Origin of the sequence: Chitinibacter sp. FCG-7 (assembly GCF_040047665.1) — a bacterium.
Classification (GTDB): Bacteria; Pseudomonadota; Gammaproteobacteria; order Burkholderiales; family Chitinibacteraceae; genus Chitinibacter; species Chitinibacter mangrovi.
Genome location: NZ_CP157355.1, coordinates 3,406,670 through 3,426,409, shown reverse-complemented (window position 1 = coordinate 3,426,409; position 19,740 = coordinate 3,406,670). Strand labels below are relative to the sequence as shown.

Here is a 19,740-nt window from a genome sequence, read left to right as displayed (position 1 = left end):
ACAACTTTGCGGTAGACTAACAGAGTTGGCGGGAAACGCGAATTTCCCTTACCCAACAAACACTTACTGAGCTATTCAGTATTTTTGCCGGGCGAACAACAGGGCTGCAATTGTAATCCAGTTCACACTGGCGTGTCTGCACAGCTGGCGCGGCAAAATACCTTGCCAGCAGACCGGATCTGCGCGGCGCAAGTTCCAGATCACGCGGCCGATTGGCAATATTTACGACGCACAGCGCGAAGAGCAAAAAACTGCGCAGAATTTTCTCAACACAGGATACATAGCCAGGTATCTGCCCACAGACCATACGTCAATTAATCTAGGAGCAGATACCTGACATCAACACCATGACAACGATTCCAGACATCCGCCCCGGCCAATCTATCGAGCTCCTTAAAGCCCTGCACATCCTGACGCGCGACGGCAAACTCAATCAGGACAGCCGCCGCAAGCTCAAGCAGGTGTATCACCTGTTCAACTTTATCGAGCCGCTGCTCAATGAAGTGCTCACCCAGCACGAGCACATCACACTGGTCGATCACGGCGCGGGCAAATCGTATCTGGGCTTTATTATTTACGATCTGTTTTTCAAAGCCCGCAGCGCCGGGCATATCTACGGCACCGAATTTCGCGCCGAGCTGGTGCAAAAATCGCGCGAGCTGGCGCAGCAATGCGGCTTCGAGCGGATGACTTTTCTGGACATGCTGGTTGAAAACGCCGCCGCAGCGCGCGAAATGCCCGCACAGATTGATATTGTGACCGCCCTGCACGCTTGCGACACCGCCACCGACGACGCCATCCGCTTCGGGCTGGAAAAAGACGCCCGCCATATGGTACTGGTGCCTTGCTGTCAGGCCGAAGTGGCGAGCGTGCTGCGCAAACACAAGGCCAAATCGCTGGCACAAACGCCACTGGCCGAAATCTGGCGCCACCCCATCCACACCCGCGAATTTGGCAGCCAGATCACCAATGTCCTGCGCTGCCTGCTGCTGCAATCGAAAGGCTATCAGGTCACCGTCACCGAGCTGGTCGGCTGGGAGCATTCGATGAAGAACGAGCTGATCATCGCCAGCAAAAGCCCGAACGCCCCGCGCAAGCAGGCCAAAGAGCGCATGGAGCACATCCTGGCTGAGCTACAGCTCGCAGAAATGCAGCCGCGCTTTATTTATTAGGCCACGGGCCTGCGGCGCAGGGCTTGTAAAAACAGCCCGCGCTGCGTATCATGCGACCTCCCTTCGCGGAGAGATGGATGAGTGGTTTAAGTCGCACGCCTGGAAAGCGTGTATAGGTTAATAGCCTATCGGGGGTTCGAATCCCCCTCTCTCCGCCAAAACACCCCTTAAAATCAACAACTTAGCTTGATATTTTTTTCCACGACCCACCACATAGCCCACCACTTCGCCTTTGTTGCATTTAACCTTGAGCGGCCATCTACAGTCACCATAGAATTTTAGCCACTTCCTTATCGCCAAGGCAAAAACCGGGTCGATGAGCCTCCAGATCGTTATTCCAAATTTCCTGCAATTGCTCGCGATCAATGCTTTTTAAGTAGCTAAGCATAACTATGCTTGAATGCGCCGCTGACCCTATCAAGCAGCGTAACTACTTCATTAACAAGTTGCTCCGCAGTCCAATTCAATCAAATTCTGCTCTGGGCCATACGTCGTCAGAAAACACAGGCACAGCTGATCACGACACATCCACTCATCCAATTTGCCCCACCAATCGCTTGAGGCCATGGCGAATTGGCTGCACTAAGGTCGAACAATCTTGTGATTTGCGATGTTTTCTTAGCCCTGTGCATGCACGGGGCTTTTCTTTTTCTAGCGGTCAATTAGCAATGAATATTTGTTATGAGTTCTAAAAATAGGGCTTGACCTTCCCATGATGGGAAAGCTGAAACTGCATTCATCAATAACAAACAAGGAGTCTCATCATGACAAGCTCTACTTTAGCGTTAAACGCAGATCGAGAATTAAGGCTCAACATTGCGGGCATGAGCTGTGCAAGTTGTGTGGCTCATATTGAAGAAGCGTTACTTGCAACCCCTGGCGTGACCAGTGCAGCTGTTAATCTGGCCATGGAAACGGCGCAGGTTCAATTTAAAGCGGGTCTTGATGAGGCGCGTGTACTTGAGGCGGTGGTGAAAGCGGGTTATTCGGCTAAATTGGCCAATGCGCCGAAGCTCGAAGCTGAACAGACGATCAAGCTAAATATCAGTGGCATGACCTGTGCCAGTTGCGTGAGCCGGATAGAACAAGCTTTGTTGGCCACGCATGGCGTGGTTTCAGCATCAGTCAATCTGGCGACTGAAACCGCCCAAGTGGTACTTCAATCAGGCTCTGATCCCAGTGTGTTGCTCGATGCCATCGCTGCAGCTGGGTATGAAGCCAGTTTGATCACAGATGAGACGAAGAAGGTATCGTCACACACAAAGCCTTCTCCTTTTTGGCCGATCGCCTTAGGGGCTTTGCTGTCTTTGCCATTGGTCTTGCCGATGTTGGCTGAGCCCTTTGGTGTGCACTGGATGTTGCCTACTTGGTTGCAATTCCTGCTCGCAACCCCAGTGCAGTTTTGGCTAGGTGCACGCTTTTATCGCTCAGCCTGGCATGCAGTTCGCAATCTGCGCGGCAATATGGATTTACTGGTATCACTGGGGACCACGGCTGCGTACGGCTTGTCTTTGTATCACTGGTTATTCGATGCTAGCCAAGGTGCTTTGTATTTTGAAGCCGGTGCGGTCATCGTCACGCTGGTATTACTCGGCAAATGGTTGGAAGCGCGTGCCAAACAAGAAACTACGGCAGCGATTAAAGCATTGCAGGCCTTACGCCCATCCTTTGCCCGAGTACGTAAAAATGGGCGAGATATAGAAGTCCCGCTGGAACATGTTCAGTTGGGTGATCGGGTGGTGATCCTGCCGGGTGAACAAGTACCTGTTGATGGTGTGGTGCTTGAAGGCGAAAGCCAGCACGACGAATCAATGCTCACAGGTGAAAGTGTACTGGTTTCGAAGGAAGCTGGTAGCAAGGTCACTGGTGGAGCGATTAACCATGATGGTGTGCTATTGGTTGAAACCAGTGCTTTAAGCGCTGAAAGTACGCTCTCTCGCATTATTCGCATGGTGGAGGATGCACAAGCGGGCAAAGCAGCGATTCAGCGTCTGGTTGATCAAGTGAGCGCGGTTTTTGTCCCAGTCGTTTTAGTGATTGCACTGTTGACCTTGCTGGGTTGGTGGTACTGGACTGGTAGTATTGAAAGCGGCATCTTGTATGCAGTGGCGGTACTGGTGATTGCATGTCCTTGTGCGCTGGGTTTGGCTACGCCGACTGCGATTATGGCGGGCACCGGAGTGGCAGCCAAATTCGGAATCTTGATCAAAGACGCCGAAGCGTTAGAACTGACTCATAAAGTACAAGTGGTGGTTTTTGACAAAACGGGTACTTTGACCGAAGGTAAACCCCACCTTGCCGAACTCATTGCTAATCATAACGAGCAAGCCGAACTATTAGAACTAGCCGCCGCATTGCAACGCGGTAGTGAGCACCCATTAGCTAAAGCGGTACTTGCCAAAGCGGATAACGCTCAGCCATTCCAAGCCGAAAATCTGCAAGCATTACCTGGACGTGGCATTACTGGTGATATTGCAGGTATTCGCTACTTATTGGGCAACCAGCGCCTGATGCAGGAAAAAGGGATTGATCTGAGCAGCATGCAATTGGCTCATGATCAAGCACTTAGCCAAGGCTATACAGTGTCATGGTTAGCGCGTGAACAAGACTTCAGCGTAATCGGTATGTTGGCCTTTAGTGATGGCATCAAAGCCACTGCCAAAGATGCGATTTCTCACCTGCGAGCCTTAGGAGTAAAAACGGTGATGTTGTCGGGTGATAACCGCGCCGCAGCACAGCGGGTTGCTGAACAATTGAACCTTGATGAAGTCATCGCCGAAGTCTTGCCACATGAAAAAGCGGCCCATATCACAGCAATTCGATCGCAAGGTAAAGTGGTGGCGATGGTCGGTGATGGTGTGAACGATGCGCCTGCACTGGCAGCAGCCGATGTTGGAATTGCAATGGGCACCGGTGCTGATGTGGCGATGCATGTGGCAGGTATCACACTAATGCGAGGGGACCCACAACTGGTGAGCCAGACGATTGAAGTCTCACGGCGAACCTACCGAAAGATCCGTCAAAATCTGTTCTGGGCATTTATCTTTAATGCAATTGGTATTCCGCTGGCGGCATTTGGATTACTCAATCCGATGATTGCAGGTGGGGCGATGGCCTTCTCTAGTGTTAGCGTAGTATCCAATGCTCTACTATTAAGGCGCTGGAAGCCTAGAGCCAACCGTCAGGCGGCTTAAGTAAACCAGCAAAAGTTTTGGCCTGAGGCCAAAATTTTTGCATGGCTACTTAACCCCCTATTCGTCGAAGGAATATGCAATGAACATCGGGCAGGTAGCCAAACTTAGCGGGCTTAGCAGCAAAATGATTCGCCACTACGAAAGCTTGGGGCTGATTAAGCCCAAAGGGAGAAGTGCAGCTGGGTATCGAATCTTCAATGATTTCGATCTAAGCCAGCTGCAATTTATCTATCAAGCACGTATGCTGGGCTTTTCATTGGAGCAAATTGGACAATTACTGCAACTATGGAAACAGGAAGACCGTGCCAGTATTGATGTGAAATTGCTAGCAGAGCAGCACATCAAAGCACTGGATCGCAAAATAGAATCAATGCAAAAGATGAAGCTCACCTTAGAAGCGCTGGTCGAGAAATGCCCTGCCAGCGAAGACCCACACTGCCCAATCTTGCAATCACTTTCAATGGATGGCACATCAGGGATAGACTTTTAGCGGTGATCGGAACGCCAAATTGAATCGCTTAAGGTTTAATTGACACATTCACTATTTTGAACAGCAGTGAAATAAAATCTGCTTTGGCCAAGCTGCACGAAATTTGATTAAAAAACCAAGGCCGCGACCTGTTGGTCTGCGGCCTTTCATATTTCCAACCTAAGTATCGCTACCTAGACCTTCGCGGCCATGCGGCCAAATTGACCGGCATTAAAATCATTAATGGCTTGGATGATTTCTTCACGGGTGTTCATGACAAACGGCCCGTGACCGACAATCGGCTCGTTCAGCGCTTGACCGTTCAGCAGCAATAAAACCGTATCTTCCTCGGTGCTAAATACCAGCTCGCTGCCTTCGCGCTCCAGTACCGCCAATTCGGCTGAACGAACGATTTGCGGGTTATCACCAATCCGGATCGCACCATGCAGCACAAAGAGCGCCGTGGTGTGGCCCGCAGGTAAATCAAGACGGACTGTTTGCTGGGCTTTGACTTGCATATCCCACACATTCATCGGGCTAAACGTGCTTGCCACACCTGCTATGTCGGCGTATTGCCCGGCAATGACGCGTATTGTTCCGGCATCATCAGGCAGTGCGACGCGCGGTATTTGCTCATCGCGTATGCCTTGGTACGCTGGCTCGCTCATTTTGTCTTTGGCCGGTAAATTCACCCAGAGCTGTATCATTTCAAATGGCCCGCCGCGCTGCGCATACGCCGGGCTGTGAAATTCTTCGTGCAATAAACCTGAGGCCGCCGTCATCCATTGCACATCGCCCGGGCCGATGGTGCCACCACCGCCCGCTGAATCGCGGTGTGACACTTCGCCCTCATACACGATCGTCACCGTTTCAAAGCCACGGTGCGGATGTTGGCCGACGCCGCGTTGCTGCGTCGTGGGCTCAAAGTGCGTGGGACCGGCATAGTCCATTAACAAAAAGGGCGACATCGTCTCGTGAATGTCGTGGTAGGAGAAAATACTTTGCACCGGAAAGCCATCACCGACCCAATGGCTGCCATTGCTGCGTTTGACAAAGCTAAGTTGCTTCATGACCACCCCGCTCTGAATGAATTCCACTTTAAATTCAATTACTTGCTAATGAAATTCATTCAGGTTATCTCAAAAGTCACTGGATTAAATCGCGCATCATAATAGGTAAGCCGTTGCCGGCGCCCTCAAGTATTTCGGGAATACGGTGGCGCAGTCTGGCTAAGCCCTGAGGCATGACAATACCAAATTCCGCCAATAAGCCGCGCATTTGATTGGCTTGAGCAGTGCCGGCTTTGACAAAACTGGCCCGCGCACGATGTACTGCGAGCATGGTTTGTTGCTCAGGCAGTTTGATTGCCACAAAACCCATATTTGGTCGAGTCACCTCCTCGCAAATCGCTTCAGCATCGGCCATATCCGTTTTGCTGCCTTTCACACAGGGCTTCACGAACTGAGAGGTCATCAGTTTCACTATATGGCCAAACGACTCTAGCTTTCTTGCCCAGAAGTGCGCACTGCCACAGGTTTCCATCCCTATTAAACAAGGCGGCATGTTGGCGAAGAATGGAGCGAGTTGTTGTAGGGATAGTTAGTTTATGGAGAACTTTTTTACCCTGTGAATCCACACTGTGAAGTTGAAGAACTTGTTTGGCGAGATCCAAACCGATTGTAGCTATGCTCATGGTAACGCCTCTCGAGAGTTGTACGTTGACATTCTCAGTCTGGCACTGGTGTTGCCGGTTTAGGAAGGGACGTCCATTCCATTAACAAAGCCGCGCTGGAGTATGCCGCTCAGCAAGGCCCTAGGGGCAAGACCACCAGCCGCTTCATCCGCGCCCAGCGTGCAGAGCGGCAGCCAGCCGCAGTGCGTAGCCTGATATAATCGTGGCAACTTTTCTCGTAGTGCCACGACCATGACGCTTCCTGCCCTGCCCCCGGTTTCCAATATTGTGCAACGCCTGCAAATTGCCATGCCGCATGGCTCGGGAGATGCGCGCTTGCTGGCTGAATATGTGGGCGAGGTGAAATTACTGGTGGTGATCACTGCCAGCGCGCAGGAAGCGGCGCGTATTAAAGATGAAATGGCGTTTTTCCTGCCCGAAAAAAACATCGTGCAGCTGCCCGACTGGGAAACGCTGCCTTACGATCATTTCTCGCCGCATTCGGATTTGATCAGCGAGCGGCTCGCGGCGCTATGGCAGGTGCGCCAAGGCGCGGCCGATGTGCTGGTGGTGCCGCTGCAAACGGCGATGGGCGTGTTTGCGCCGGTGGAGTTTCTGACTGGCACGACTTTTTTCCTGAAAAAAGGCGAAAAACTCGACGCCGAAAAATTGCGCGCCGATATGGCGTTTGCTGGCTACAACCATGTCACGCAGGTGTATGGGCCGGGCGAATTTTCGATTCGTGGCGGGCTGATCGATTTATTCCCGATGGGCAGCACGCTGCCGTTCCGGATTGATTTATTCGACGATCAAATCGAAACCATCCGCACTTTTGACGTCGATACGCAGCGCAGCCTGTATCCGGTGCCGGAAATCCGCCTGCTGCCCGCGCGCGAATTCCCGACCGACGACGCGGGTAAAACCAAATTCCGCCAGCGTTTCCGTGAAGTATTTGAAGGCGCGCCGACCAATGCGCGCCTGTATAAAGACGTGAGCAATGGCATTATCCCCGCCGGGATCGAGTATTACCTGCCGCTGTTTTTCGACACCACTGCGACGCTATTCGATTACCTGCCCGCCGAGGGGGTATTGGCCCTGCACGGAGATTTGACGGGCTCTGCAGAGCAATACTGGCAGGATATTGCCGAGCGGCACAAGCTCAATATCGGCGATAAAGATCGCCCGCTGCTGCCACCGCGTGATTTATTTGTTGCGCCCGACCTGCTGCTTGGTCAGATCAAAAAATATCGCCGCATTGAGTTGACCCCTCTTCTCTCATCCGAAGGAGGAGAGAGAGAAAGATCGCCGTCGGCGCGGTTAAATCAGCCCACAACCAGCATCACGCAGCCGCTACCAGCGCTCGATGTTGACCGCCGCAGCGCGAACCCGATTTCCAAGCTCACCGATTTTGCCGCGCACTATCCGGGCCGGATTTTGCTCGTCGCCGAAAGCCTAGGCCGCCGCGAGACGATGGCGCAATTCTTCGCCGAATATGGCTTTAAACCTGAGCTGGTCGATAACTGGATTGAGGCCAAAGCCAGCAAGCATAAAATCCAGCTGATCGCCGCGCCGATCTTCCGGGGGTTTGTTTGGCAGGCTGAATCACTGGCGGTGATTACCGAGGCCGATCTGTATCCGGCCGTGATTCAATCACGCGGCAAAAAGCAGCAAAAACGCAGCAATACCGACGCCATGCTGCGCGATCTATCCGAGCTCAAAATCGGCGACCCGGTCGTGCATGAAGCGCACGGCATTGGCCTGTATATGGGGCTAACGTCGATGGATTTGGGCGATGGCGATACCGAATTGCTGCTGATCGAATACGCTGGCGGCGATAAATTGTATGTGCCGGTGAGCCAGCTGCACGTGATTTCGCGCTACTCGGGCGGCTCGACTGAAAATGTGAATGTCCATAAGCTCGGCTCAGGCACATGGGAAAAGGCCAAACGCAAAGCCGCCGAACAAGTGCGCGATACCGCCGCTGAATTGCTCAATCTCTACGCCCGCCGCGCTGCGCGTCAAGGCCATGCCTTTGAATGGAGCCCACACGATTATCAAGCCTTTGCCGCAGGCTTTGGCTTTGAAGAAACCGCCGATCAGGCCGCCGCGATTGAAGCGGTGCTGGTCGATATGCGCACCACGCAGCCGATGGATAGGCTGGTGTGTGGCGATGTGGGCTTTGGTAAAACCGAAGTGGCGCTGCGCGCGGCATTCTGCGCCGTCGCGGGCGGCAAGCAGGTCGCAGTCCTAGTGCCGACGACCTTGCTGGCCGAGCAGCATTATCAGAATTTTGCTGACCGCTTTGCCGATTGGCCAATCAAAGTCGCCGAGTTGAGCCGTTTCCGTTCGGGCAAAGAAACCGCTGCAGCGATCAAAGGCTTGGCCGATGGCTCGGTCGATATTGTGATCGGCACGCATAAACTCGTTCAACCCGACGTTGAATTTGCCAAGCTCGGCCTTGTCATCATCGACGAAGAGCATCGCTTTGGCGTGCGCCAGAAAGAGCAACTCAAGGCGCTGCGCGCCAATGTGGATGTGCTGACGCTCACCGCCACGCCGATTCCGCGTACCTTGGCGATGAGTCTGGAAGGCTTGCGCGACTTCTCGGTGATTGCCACCGCGCCGAATAAACGGCTGGCGGTTAAAACCTTTGTCGCCAAGTTTAGCGATGGCATTATCCGCGAAGCGGTGCTGCGCGAACTCAAACGCGGCGGGCAGGTTTTCTTCCTGCATAACGAAGTGGAAACCATTGAAAACATGCGCGAAAAATTAGCGCTACTGTTACCCGAAGCCCGGATTGGCGTTGCGCACGGCCAGATGCGCCCGACTGATCTGGAACACGTGATGCGCGACTTTAACCAGATGCGTTTCAATGTGCTGCTGTGTACGACGATTATCGAAAACGGCATCGACATTCCGAACGCCAATACCATTTTGATGAATCGCGCCGACAAATTCGGCCTGTCGCAATTGCACCAGATGCGCGGCCGCGTTGGTCGTAGCCATCACCAAGCCTACGCCTACCTGCTGGTGCCTGACGTTGATGGCATTTCAAAAGACGCCAAAAAGCGCCTTGAAGCGATTCAGATGATGGAAGAGCTAGGCTCCGGCTTCTATCTGGCGATGCACGATTTGGAAATTCGTGGAGCAGGTGAAGTGCTGGGCGATTCGCAATCGGGTGAAATGCAGGAAATCGGCTTTGCGCTGTATTCGCAAATGCTCAAGCAGGCGGTCAAGGCCCTGAAAGCCGGTAAAGAACCTGATTTGAGCCAGCCGCTGGGCGTAACGACCGAGATCAATCTACACGCGCCAGCGCTGCTACCGAACGAATATTGCCCCGATGTGAACGAGCGTTTGTCACTCTACAAGCGCCTGGCCAGCGTGGAAAACAATGATGAGCTCAACGACATCCATCAGGAAATGATCGACCGCTTTGGCCTGTTGCCCGACCCGGCCAAAGTGTTGCTCGACTGCCACCGCCTGCGCATGCTGGCGGGCCCGCTGGGCATTAGCAAAATCGACGCGGCCGATACTGCGATCATTATTCATTTCCTGCCCAAAACTACGGTTGATCCGATGAAGATCATTTCGCTAATCCAGACCAAGAAAAACTATAAACTGGCGGGCCAGGACAAGCTGCGCGTGGAAGGCAATTGGCCAGAGAGCGTGCTGCGTGCGGTGCGCGTTAAAGAACTGATTAACGAGCTGCATTAATGAAAACAAGCCCAAGCAATCAGAAAACCAGCCAAACTTCTCCAAACCAGAACTCAAGCCAGATGGATTTAAGTAGCCTGGAGGCGAATGATTGGCCGCTACTCGCCGCATTTGCCTGCTATGGCGCGGGGCTGGCGCAAAATCGCTTGTTCAGCATCGTGAACGATGCGCAAGCACCAAGCGGCATTCACTTTACGCTGGAAAGCCTGAAAGCCGCGCTGGCGCGGCTGATGCTCAAACGCATGATCAAGTCGGCGCAATTTCAGGGCTTTGAGCTCGATAGCCAGTGGCAATGGCCAATATTGCACGCCTTGCAGGCGCAAGGCAGCTTGCAAAACTGGCTCAATATCACGCGCAAACACCAGCCCACCATTCAGCCGTGGGAAGCAGGCAGCCAGCGCGCATGGGCGCAGCGAGCCTTGCAGGCGGCGCTGAGCGACGATGCGCTGGCTTGCGGTCAGGCGCTGTACCAGATGGGTGCCAACGGCATGAGCGCCGAGGCGCTGCAACGCCACCCGACTCAGCTTTTATTCGAGCCTGCGGCCAAAGACCTGTTTCACCAGTGCAGCGCAGCCACGCAGGCGGCGCTGCTGACCGATTATTTCCACTTTGCCTGCCGTGCCCTGTTGCCCGCCACGGCGCAATACCATTTTGCCTGCGCGCATTTCACCGCACGTTTCGCCGGTAATAGCGAGCTGGCCGAATACCTGAGCTGGCAAGCGATATTGCGCGGCGATCTGGCGCGGATTGCCTTATTTCATGAAGAGCTGGAAGTGCCCACGCAGGCCGAAATCGGCATTATGCTGATGGTGCTCAAGGGCGATTACAGCCGTGGCGTCAGGTTTGGCTTTGAGCTGCTGGCGGCCATCAAGAAAATGAGCAATAAGCGCAAAGCGGCCATCGGCGGCCCGGCCGGGCTGTTCTACAGCGCCGCGCTGTTTTCCGAGCCACGCAATGGCGAATATCTGGCTGCGCTGCAAACCCAGTTTGAAGTGGGCGACAAGGCGCGCTACTCAGCGGTGTACGACATCCATCTGCCGTGGATCAAGCAACTGGCCAGCCATACTCCAGCCTCGCCGCAAGCACACCACCTGCCCGCTGCCACCTTGGGGCTGGATGGACTGTTTGATTTGTTGCTCTTGTATTGGCAGGTACAAGAGCTAGATCGAGAATGGCAGCACGAGCTGGAAGCGCGGCTGGCGCAATGGCAAGCGTATAGCTGGGTGCGCGAAGAGCTGGCGCTGCTGCTCGATCGCAGCTTCGATACCCGCTGGGCCACGCCAGGCTGGCACGCCGAGCACGGCATCAAGCCGCTGGTCGACATCGTCAAGCTGGAGCCCGTCTGGCAGCGTGCGCTCACTGCGCTGAGCCAATTTAATAAATCCCCCGCGGCGGCGCCCGCAGCGAGCATGCGGCTGGCGTGGCTGGTCACGGCCGGGCGCAGCGGCGTGCTGCTTGAGCCACGCGAGCAAAAGGTCAATGCAAAAGGCGTCTGGAGCAAGGGTCGTGCCGTGGCGCTCAAACGCCTGCTGCAAGGTGATCCAGCGCTCAATTACCTGAGCGATGCGGATCGCAATATCAGTAGGTATATCTCTACAGACTATAGCTACTATGGTGATGCGGGCTATACCCTTGATGGCGAAGCGGCATTGCCTGAGCTGATCAAGCACCCCTACGTATTCTGGAGCGATTCGCCCGATGTGCGCATCGACGTGGTAGCGGGCGAAGTGACGCTCAATCTGAAAGAAGCAACGGGCAAAATCTCGCTCAAGCTCGATCCCGCCATTACGGCCGGTCAGAGCACCCTTTGGCGCAAGGAAACGCCAACGCGGCTGGCGGTGTATCGCATTACACCCGACATCACGCAAATTGCCGGTATTCTGGGCAAGGGGCTGACGGTGCCGTCCGAGGCCAAGCCACAGCTGGTCGAGGCGATCACGGCGATTGCGCCGCACATCACCATTCATTCCGACCTGCCCGAATTATCGGCGCACATTGATAGCGTGGCCGCCAATCCGTTGATTTACGCGCATTTGCTGCCGATTGAAAGCGGCTTGCGGCTGCAATTTCTGGTGCGCCCGCTGCCCGAGAGTGGCTGGTTTATCCCCGGCAAAGGCGCGGCCAATGTACTGGGCGAGCTGGACGGCAAAACAGTCCAGGCGCAGCGCGACCTGAAAGCCGAGAAAAAAGCCCATCAAGTCATCCTGGGCCATTGCACCGCTTTAGCTGAGGCAGAATCGGATGGCAATGACTGGCAGCTCGATACGCCCGAGCTGTGCCTGGAATTGCTTGCCCAATTGCGCGAGCTGCCCGCCGGGCAAGTCGAGCTGGTCTGGCCCGAAGGCGAGCGATTTAGGCTCAAGGCCTCGCGCGCAATGAGCCAGCTGAAAATGGGCATCAAGCAGCAAGGCGACTGGTTTGTGGTGAACGGCGAAATCACGCTGGACGACGGCAAAGTGCTGCAATTGCGCCAATTGCTCTCCTTGCTCGATGGCTCGCCAGGGCGCTTTATTCAGCTGGGCGAGCACGATTATCTGGCGCTCACCGACAATCTGCGCCGCAGGCTGGAAGAATTGCGCGCCTTGTCGGAAGACAGCAAAGATGGCTTGCGAATCAATCTGCTCGCCAGCAGCGCGCTGGCCGAGCTCAGCGCCGAAGCGGGCGAGGTGCAAGCCGATAAAGAGTGGCAGGCGCATCTGGCCAAGCTCGACACGCTGGCGCAGCACCAGCCTAAAGTACCGTCAACCCTGCAAGCCACGCTGCGCGACTATCAGCTCGAAGGCTTCCAGTGGTTATCACGGCTGGCGCACTGGGGCGTTGGCGCGTGTCTGGCCGACGATATGGGTCTGGGCAAAACGGTACAAACACTCGCCCTGCTGCTTGAGCGCGCACCCAATGGCCCAGCGCTGGTCGTTGCGCCGACATCGGTGGCGATTAACTGGCAGGCCGAGGCCGCCAAATTTGCGCCTACGCTGAAGATTCGCAATTACCAAAGCGAGCGCTCTTTGAGTGACTTGTCACCTTTTGATCTGGTGATCGTCAGCTATGGGTTATTCCAGATCGAGGCCGACGCTTTTGCCGCGCCGCACTGGCATACTGTCGTACTGGACGAAGCCCAAGCGATTAAAAACGGCCAAACCCGCCGCAGCCAGGCGGCGATGAATCTGAATGCCGACTTCAAAATGATCGCCACCGGCACGCCGATGGAAAACCATCTGGGCGAGTTGTGGAATCTGTTCCGCTTTATCAACCCCGCCCTGCTCGGCTCGCAAGAGCGCTTTAAAAAGCGCTTCGCGCAGCCGATTGAAGACGGGCAAAGCGACGCCAAGCACGCCAAACTGGCGCTCAAGAAACTGATCGCACCATTTATGCTGCGTCGAACCAAAACGCAGGTACTGACTGAGCTACCCGCCCGCACCGAGATTACGCACAAAGTACCGCTCTCCAGCGAAGAGATGCATTTGTACGAAGCGCTACGCCAGCAAGCGGTGGAAAAGCTCGACAGCATGAAGCCGCAAGAGGGCAATAAACCGCTGCAAGTGCTGACCGAAATCACCAAACTGCGCCGCTTCTGCTGCAACCCGCGCCTAGTGATGCCCGAAAGCCAGATGGCCGGTAGCAAGCTGATCGCCTTCGCTGAAATCGCCGAAGAATTGCTCGACAACAATCACAAAGCCTTGGTATTTAGCCAGTTTGTCGATCATCTGGCGATTGTGCGCGACTGGCTCGATAGCAAAGGCATTAGCTACCAATATCTCGATGGCAGCACCAGCATCAAGCAACGCCAAAAGGCGGTGAATGATTTTCAGGCGGGCGTTGGCGATATTTTCCTGATCAGCCTGAAAGCGGGCGGCTCAGGCCTGAACCTGACCGCAGCGGACTATGTGATTCACCTCGATCCGTGGTGGAATCCGGCGGTAGAAGATCAGGCGTCCGATCGCGCCCACCGGATGGGCCAGCAACGCCCAGTGACGATTTACCGGCTGGTGGCAGAAGGCACCATCGAAGAGCAAATCGTCGCCCTGCACCACAATAAGCGCGATTTGGCCGATTCATTGCTCGAAGGCGGAGACACTAGCGGCAAACTGGATGCGGAGGCTTTGTTGGGTTTATTGAAGAGATCAAGGTAACGGGGTATTTCCTTGCAAGGCATACAGGTTAATGGTTAGCTAGCAATACCTATGAAACATCGGGCATGTTCAGATTTTGTGTTGATGTCACTGAGCAGTAGGAAAAACACCGTTCTTGATGAGCTTGTTGAACCATGAACGGTGTTTTTCGAATACTTTTCCACACAAAAATTATCGATTATCCCTCGACAAGCTCAGGACGAACGGTAGTTTGATGTGATCAACACGTGATCAGAACATCCCCGAAACATCGGCAATATTCAGATTCTGTGTTGATCTGGCCGGATATTGTGATTTGATGATGAAAAGCGGTATTCGTAGGGTGGGTTAGGCGGTTTTATGCCGTAACCCACCGGGACGCGATATTTAATAAGAGACGCGTCATGGTGGGTTACGGCCGAAATACCTTTGTAGTTTTAGGCAAGATCGTGGCGGCCTAACCCACCCTACGCATGATCAACACCAAATCTGAACATGCCCGAAACATCCCAAGCTGATATTTTTGGTAACGTAGTTACTCCCAACTCTTCCGATGCCCATTGGTCAGCGAAATGAAATCTTTGAACCATTAAATAAATAGATGGGGATGACATTATGAAAATATTCATAGATAAAATTGATACGTTAATGGTTAAGCCTATTGGCTACACAAATCTGAATAGTTATCCAGTGCATTTCAAATGTGCTACGTTTGCTGCTTTAGCAAGGTTTGTTCCGGCTGGTGAAAACCCTGAGGCCTACCTTAATTATGAGATCGACGTTGAAATTGCCCATGAGTGTATAAAAGGGTTATGTGAGAGTAATAATCGACACCCTCAAGTAATACCGCTCGCCGAGGAGTTCAGTTATCACGTTCGAGGAGAGGTGCAGGCTATAAACTATCACGTCGAACCAGCAGGAAGTCGCACTACTTACGTTGTTGCTGGGGATGCTGCATTTGCCCTAACCTTGGCTGAGACTGGTAGCTTAAGTCTGAGCAAAGGGGAAATGGTTGAGTTTGATGCTCACGGTCTATCGCTGTGGGATGAGTCGATTTAACTCGGTAAGTTGAGCGTATAGGCTAAATGAAATGCAGCCCAACGTTTACCTGCTGGGCTTCGCAAGCTCAGCAACCTACAAAACCCTTTCGCCTTGGTTTCAATTAAGGTCTGCCGGAAAAACCACGCCAGTCTGCCTGCGAATTTCGGTGAGCAATCTGGCCACAATCAGCGAAGTTTCCAGCCCGCGATGTTCCACTTGCCCAGCGGCGATCAGATCGGCAAAGGTTTCAGCCTCATAGCGCATGGTATTGCTCGATTGCACCTGATTGATTTGCTGTTCTACCCCGCCACGCGGGGTGAATTTCACATCCAGACATTGAGAGATTTTGCCGATGGTCAGCGTGCCCTCTTCGCCCTGAATTTCGCTGGGGATCAGCGAATCCGATACTTTTGAATGCACCAGCACCGCGGCAAAATCGCCATAATCAAGGCAAACCGTGCCATGACCATCAACGCCACTGTCCAGCAAGCTCGCCGTGGCAAAGACTGACCTTGGTTCGCCCCACAAGGCCACGGCCGTGGCGAGGCAGTAATAGCCGATATCCATGATCGAGCCATTGGAAAATGCCGGATTGAATGTATTGGGGTTTTCGCCCGCCAGGTAAGCCGGGTAGCGGGACGAATACTGGCAGTAGTTGAAAAACACTTTCTGCAGCCGCCCAAGCCGGGGCAAAGCCTGCTGGATTGCTAAAAAGTTGGGTAGATGCGCGCCCATAAAGGCTTCGAGCAAGACTACCCGGTTTTTGCGCGCACAATCGAGCACCGCTTGCGCCTCGCGCAGATTGGACGCCAGCGGTTTTTCACAGATCACGTGTTTTTGATGATTCAGAAACAATAAAGTCTGCTGCGCATGCAATGAATTGGGGCTGGCGATATACACGGCGTCTATCAGGTCTGATTGGGCGAGCGCCTCCAGAGAATCGAAATAATGCGCTACCTGCGCTCCAGATTGTGAATATTGCGCTCCAAATGCCTCGGCTTTCTGCAGCGTACGCGAATACACTCCGGTCAGTTGTATCCGCCCCGTTTCATGTGCGGCATCGACAAAACGTTGGGTAATCCAGTTAGTGCCAACCACAGCCAGGCGTATCATCAGTAACTCCAGAGAACATGGCGCAGCCGCCATCACAGCAGCCATTGTACTCGTCCCGATCAGCGCGGGTGATTAACGGCCACGCTATCAACGCAGGCTACAGTGTTGATCTCATTTGTATCTCTGCACACAGGCACAGCAATTCACGATCCGGCAATGTTAACAAGTGACGCAAGCAGCTGACGCACCAAACGCAGAAAACCTTGCATTAGTTTGACTGCTCCAACAATTATCAGGATCATCATTCGTTTTGTTTCCCCATTCAATGAACGATATGATCCGGATTGTTTTCAGAGGCGAGTTACAGGCTGGCCAACACCGCGAGGAAGTGGCACCACGTCTTGCTGCGGCGTTGAATATTCCGCTCTCACAGGCACAGGCGCTGTTTTCCGGCTCGCCGGTCATCCTCAAACGCAATCTGCCCCGCGCCGACTTCCCGCGCTACGCCCAGAATCTGTCGCGTATCGGTATTGTCGTTGAGATGGAAGATGAAGTAGCTGCGTCGGCACCGCCTACTGCGCCTGCGCCGGTCAAAGCTGAGCCAAGCACACCGACCCCGCCGCCAGCGACTCAGTCCGCGCCAGCCGATGACGAAAATCTGCTGTTTCCTTCGCTGTTTGGCACAGCCCCCAGTTCAGAGCCCAATGCAGCGCCCAGCCCGCCTCTCGTGCCCGTCGATACCGTAGCAACTGCCGCTGCGCCCCTAGCTTTGGTGGCCGAGGTCGAGCAGATCAATTGCCCCAAATGCGGCACATTGCAGCCCAAGCGCACGCTTTGCCGGGAGTGCAGCGTGGATATGCCGCGTTTTGCCGCAGCACAGGCACAAGTGAGCGCTGAACCGGCGGCAATCACCAGCTCGCCAAATGGCCAGCCTATCCACGCCAGCCAGATTGCGCCGGACATCAATCAGGAAGACTACGCCGAAGACACGCCACCGTTTCGCGGGGTGAGCTTCGAAGGCCGCCTTTGCCGGATTCGTTATATGGCGTACGCCGTGGGTGCCATGCTAATTGCCGGTCTGGTTTTTGGCCTGATGATTCCGCTGGGGATGATTCGCAACTGGGTCGGCGTTGGATTTTTTGGCGTGCTGTTTCTCGGCTATCTGATTCGCCTGAGCACGCTGCGTTTGCACGACATGGATCGCAGCGGCTGGTGGCAGCTGATCCTGATCCCGATTGTTCTGTTACAGGGTTTTGGCGCGTACAAGCTGGGCACATCCGGCTCCTCGCTGCTGTTCAACCTGAGCAGTCTGCTCACGATGCTCTTTACGCTGTGGCTAATCCTCTGGCCCGGCGACAGAAAGGGCAACGGCTTTGGTTTTCCGAATGAACGCAACACCGGCCTAGGCTATTTCGGTGCGGTGCTGTTCTCCTTGTCGCTGATTAGTGGCGGCATCGGTGCCAAGCAAAATCGTCTGCCGGGTCTACCCAATGAGCAGCAGGCGGCGCAGCACGCCATGATCACCCTGTATTGCACCAGCAATGACGAGCCCTGCGTGGAGGCGCGCGACTGGTTTAGCAATAATCCGGACTACGCCTATCACGACTGCAATATCGAGACATCGCAGGCTTGCCGCAGCGAATTTGGTCGCATCGGCGATTCTGTCGTACCACTGGTGGTAGTCGGCAACCAGCAGCACAACACCTTTGATCCGCAATGGATAGAGAAGGAAGTAGTCACCCAAACGCTGCTTGCTAGCCAAGCTGCTGCCGAAGAATAAGGGAAGCCTCGTGCTGATTCTGCCCTTACCCTCAGCGCCCGACTGGCGTCGCCCACCCTGGGTGACGCTGGGCATCATTACGCTGTGCTGCTTTATTTACCTCTTCTTGCAGCTGAGCGACGAGCCAATCGAAGACAAAGCCTACACCCTGTATTATTCGCAAAAACTCGATCAACTCGAGCTGCCGCGCTACCTTGAGCATTTAAACCAGACTGGCAGATCAGCGCAGGCAGAAGAGCTCAAGACACATAAAGCGGGAAAACATTTCACTTTGTTGAGCATGCAGGCCGACGAAGACTTTATGCGCCGTCTGCACAATGACGAAATCGTCAAACGCGATGAAGCGCATTGGGCGAACTGGAAAAATCAGCGCACTGAATTCGAAGACATCCTCGCCCAAAGCTTCACCGATCGCTTTATTCTCAAGCCCGCCAACCCGACCTGGTACAGCCTGCTGATGCATATGTTTATGCATGGCAGCATCGACCACCTGCTCGGCAATATGATCGTGCTTTTTATCGTTGGCTATACCGTCGAGGCCGCATTGGGTGGATGGCGCTATCTGGCCTTTTATATGCTTGCCGGGCTCGGCGCGACCAGTGCCGATCTTGTCCTGACCTCGGATAGCTTTATCGGCTCGCTCGGCGCATCGGGGGCGATCGCCGGTGTGATGGCGATGTTCGTCGTGATTTACGGCCTGCGCAAAATCCGCTTTTTCTATTACGTGATCTTCTACATGGGCACGCTGCAAGCTTCAGCGCTCTTGATCTTGCTGGTCTGGCTGGGCAAGGAGTTGCTGCAAAAAGCGATGAACCCCGACAGCAATGTGAACTACTACGCCCACTTCTGCGGGCTATTGACCGGCGCCCTGCTCGCCACACTTTTCCGCTGGCAGCGTGGCTGGCAGACCGCCGATCATGTGATTGCCGAAGAAAACAACATTGAGCGACGCAAACAGCAAGCGCAAGCTGAAAAGCTGCTCGCGCAATTGCAGTTTGAACCTGCGGCTCGGCTACTGGCCAAGCTGGCGGAAGGCGAACCGGCCGATCATCAATTGCTCACGGATTTTTACCGAACGGCGAAAATGCAGGCCGATACTGGGCTGCGTCAGCGCGCCTGTCATCTGGTCTTGCGCCAGAATCCGGGCGCTGCGCTCACCGCCGAGGCCTGGCAACAGCTTCGTGACCTGAAAGCGCCATTGCCGCAGCTGTCCACCAGCGACTGGATGCGCCTTGCGGTGAGCTGGATCGACGCGGGCCTGCTCCACCCCGCAGAAACGCTGCTATCCATGCTGATCCGCAAAGCCAGCCATCACGTCGGCCTATCGGCACAGCTCTACCGGCTGGGTCAGGCTTTCCAGCGCGCTGGCAACACAGAGGGCGCACTATCCTGCTGGCGCACACTGATCCGCCAATACCCAGATTCGCCCGAAGCCAGGCTAGTGCGCAAACCTCAGTAGGGGGCGATCAGTACGCCATATCGCGAATGGCCGCGTTGAATAGAAAAGCTACGCCACGCCTCAGTCGGTCGCGAGCC

At 54.5% G+C, this 19,740-nt stretch carries 10 protein-coding genes, 1 tRNA gene and 1 pseudogene; 9 read left to right on the top strand and 3 right to left on the bottom strand.

Going from position 1 to position 19,740, the window contains the following annotated elements; translation table 11 throughout:
• Nucleotides 1-347: 347 nt before the first annotated feature.
• The 4 genes from ABHF33_RS16130 (at nt 348) to cueR (ending at nt 4,856) form a co-directional block, all read left to right on the top strand.
• On the top strand, nt 348-1,172 hold the full coding sequence (locus ABHF33_RS16130) for a class I SAM-dependent methyltransferase (RefSeq protein WP_157669274.1): 825 nt from the start codon (nt 348-350) through the stop codon (nt 1,170-1,172).
• 67 nt (nt 1,173-1,239) lie between these two features.
• Nucleotides 1,240-1,330, top strand: a tRNA-Ser gene (locus ABHF33_RS16125).
• Between the two features lie 606 nt (nt 1,331-1,936).
• On the top strand, nt 1,937-4,366 hold the full coding sequence (locus ABHF33_RS16120) for a heavy metal translocating P-type ATPase (protein WP_348944904.1): 2,430 nt from the start codon (nt 1,937-1,939) through the stop codon (nt 4,364-4,366).
• Nucleotides 4,367-4,445: 79 nt separating this feature from the next.
• Nucleotides 4,446-4,856, top strand: coding sequence for a Cu(I)-responsive transcriptional regulator (gene cueR, locus ABHF33_RS16115; protein WP_348944903.1), 411 nt, complete (start codon nt 4,446-4,448; stop codon nt 4,854-4,856).
• A 173-nt stretch (nt 4,857-5,029) separates the two neighbouring features.
• Here the strand turns inward: cueR and ABHF33_RS16110 are convergent, their stop codons facing one another.
• Both ABHF33_RS16110 and ABHF33_RS16105 read right to left on the bottom strand, forming a co-directional pair.
• Nucleotides 5,030-5,905, bottom strand: coding sequence for a pirin family protein (locus ABHF33_RS16110; RefSeq protein ID WP_348944902.1), 876 nt, complete (start codon nt 5,903-5,905; stop codon nt 5,030-5,032).
• Nucleotides 5,906-5,987: 82 nt separating this feature from the next.
• Nucleotides 5,988-6,528, bottom strand: a pseudogene (locus ABHF33_RS16105) (IS110 family transposase); the annotation flags it as partial.
• A gap of 288 nt (nt 6,529-6,816) precedes the next feature.
• Between ABHF33_RS16105 and mfd the strand changes: the two are divergent.
• From mfd to ABHF33_RS16090, 3 genes are all read left to right on the top strand, one after another.
• Nucleotides 6,817-10,221, top strand: a complete 3,405-nt coding sequence (gene mfd / locus ABHF33_RS16100) for a transcription-repair coupling factor (protein ID WP_348946655.1) — start codon at nt 6,817-6,819, stop codon at nt 10,219-10,221.
• The gene (locus ABHF33_RS16095) at nt 10,221-14,351 is read left to right on the top strand and encodes a DEAD/DEAH box helicase (protein ID WP_348944901.1); all 4,131 of its coding nucleotides are present in this window, start codon (nt 10,221-10,223) and stop codon (nt 14,349-14,351) included. Before mfd ends, ABHF33_RS16095 begins: the two co-directional genes overlap by 1 nt.
• Nucleotides 14,352-14,945: 594 nt before the next feature.
• Nucleotides 14,946-15,389 (top strand): hypothetical protein, encoded by a 444-nt coding sequence (locus ABHF33_RS16090; RefSeq protein ID WP_348944900.1) that lies wholly within the window; start codon nt 14,946-14,948, stop codon nt 15,387-15,389.
• A gap of 99 nt (nt 15,390-15,488) precedes the next feature.
• Here ABHF33_RS16090 and ABHF33_RS16085 read toward each other — a convergent pair whose 3' ends face one another.
• Nucleotides 15,489-16,484: a Gfo/Idh/MocA family protein gene (locus tag ABHF33_RS16085; RefSeq protein ID WP_348944899.1), complete on the bottom strand. Its 996-nt coding sequence runs from the start codon at nt 16,482-16,484 to the stop codon at nt 15,489-15,491.
• Between the two features lie 265 nt (nt 16,485-16,749).
• Here ABHF33_RS16085 and ABHF33_RS16080 point away from each other — a divergent pair, with 265 nt between their 5' ends.
• A complete protein-coding gene (locus ABHF33_RS16080) occupies nt 16,750-18,204 on the top strand; it encodes a DUF805 domain-containing protein (RefSeq protein WP_348944898.1) in 1,455 nt (484 codons plus the stop codon).
• A 10-nt stretch (nt 18,205-18,214) separates the two neighbouring features.
• A complete protein-coding gene (locus ABHF33_RS16075) occupies nt 18,215-19,663 on the top strand; it encodes a rhomboid family intramembrane serine protease (RefSeq protein ID WP_348944897.1) in 1,449 nt (482 codons plus the stop codon).
• Nucleotides 19,664-19,740 lie beyond the last annotated feature (77 nt).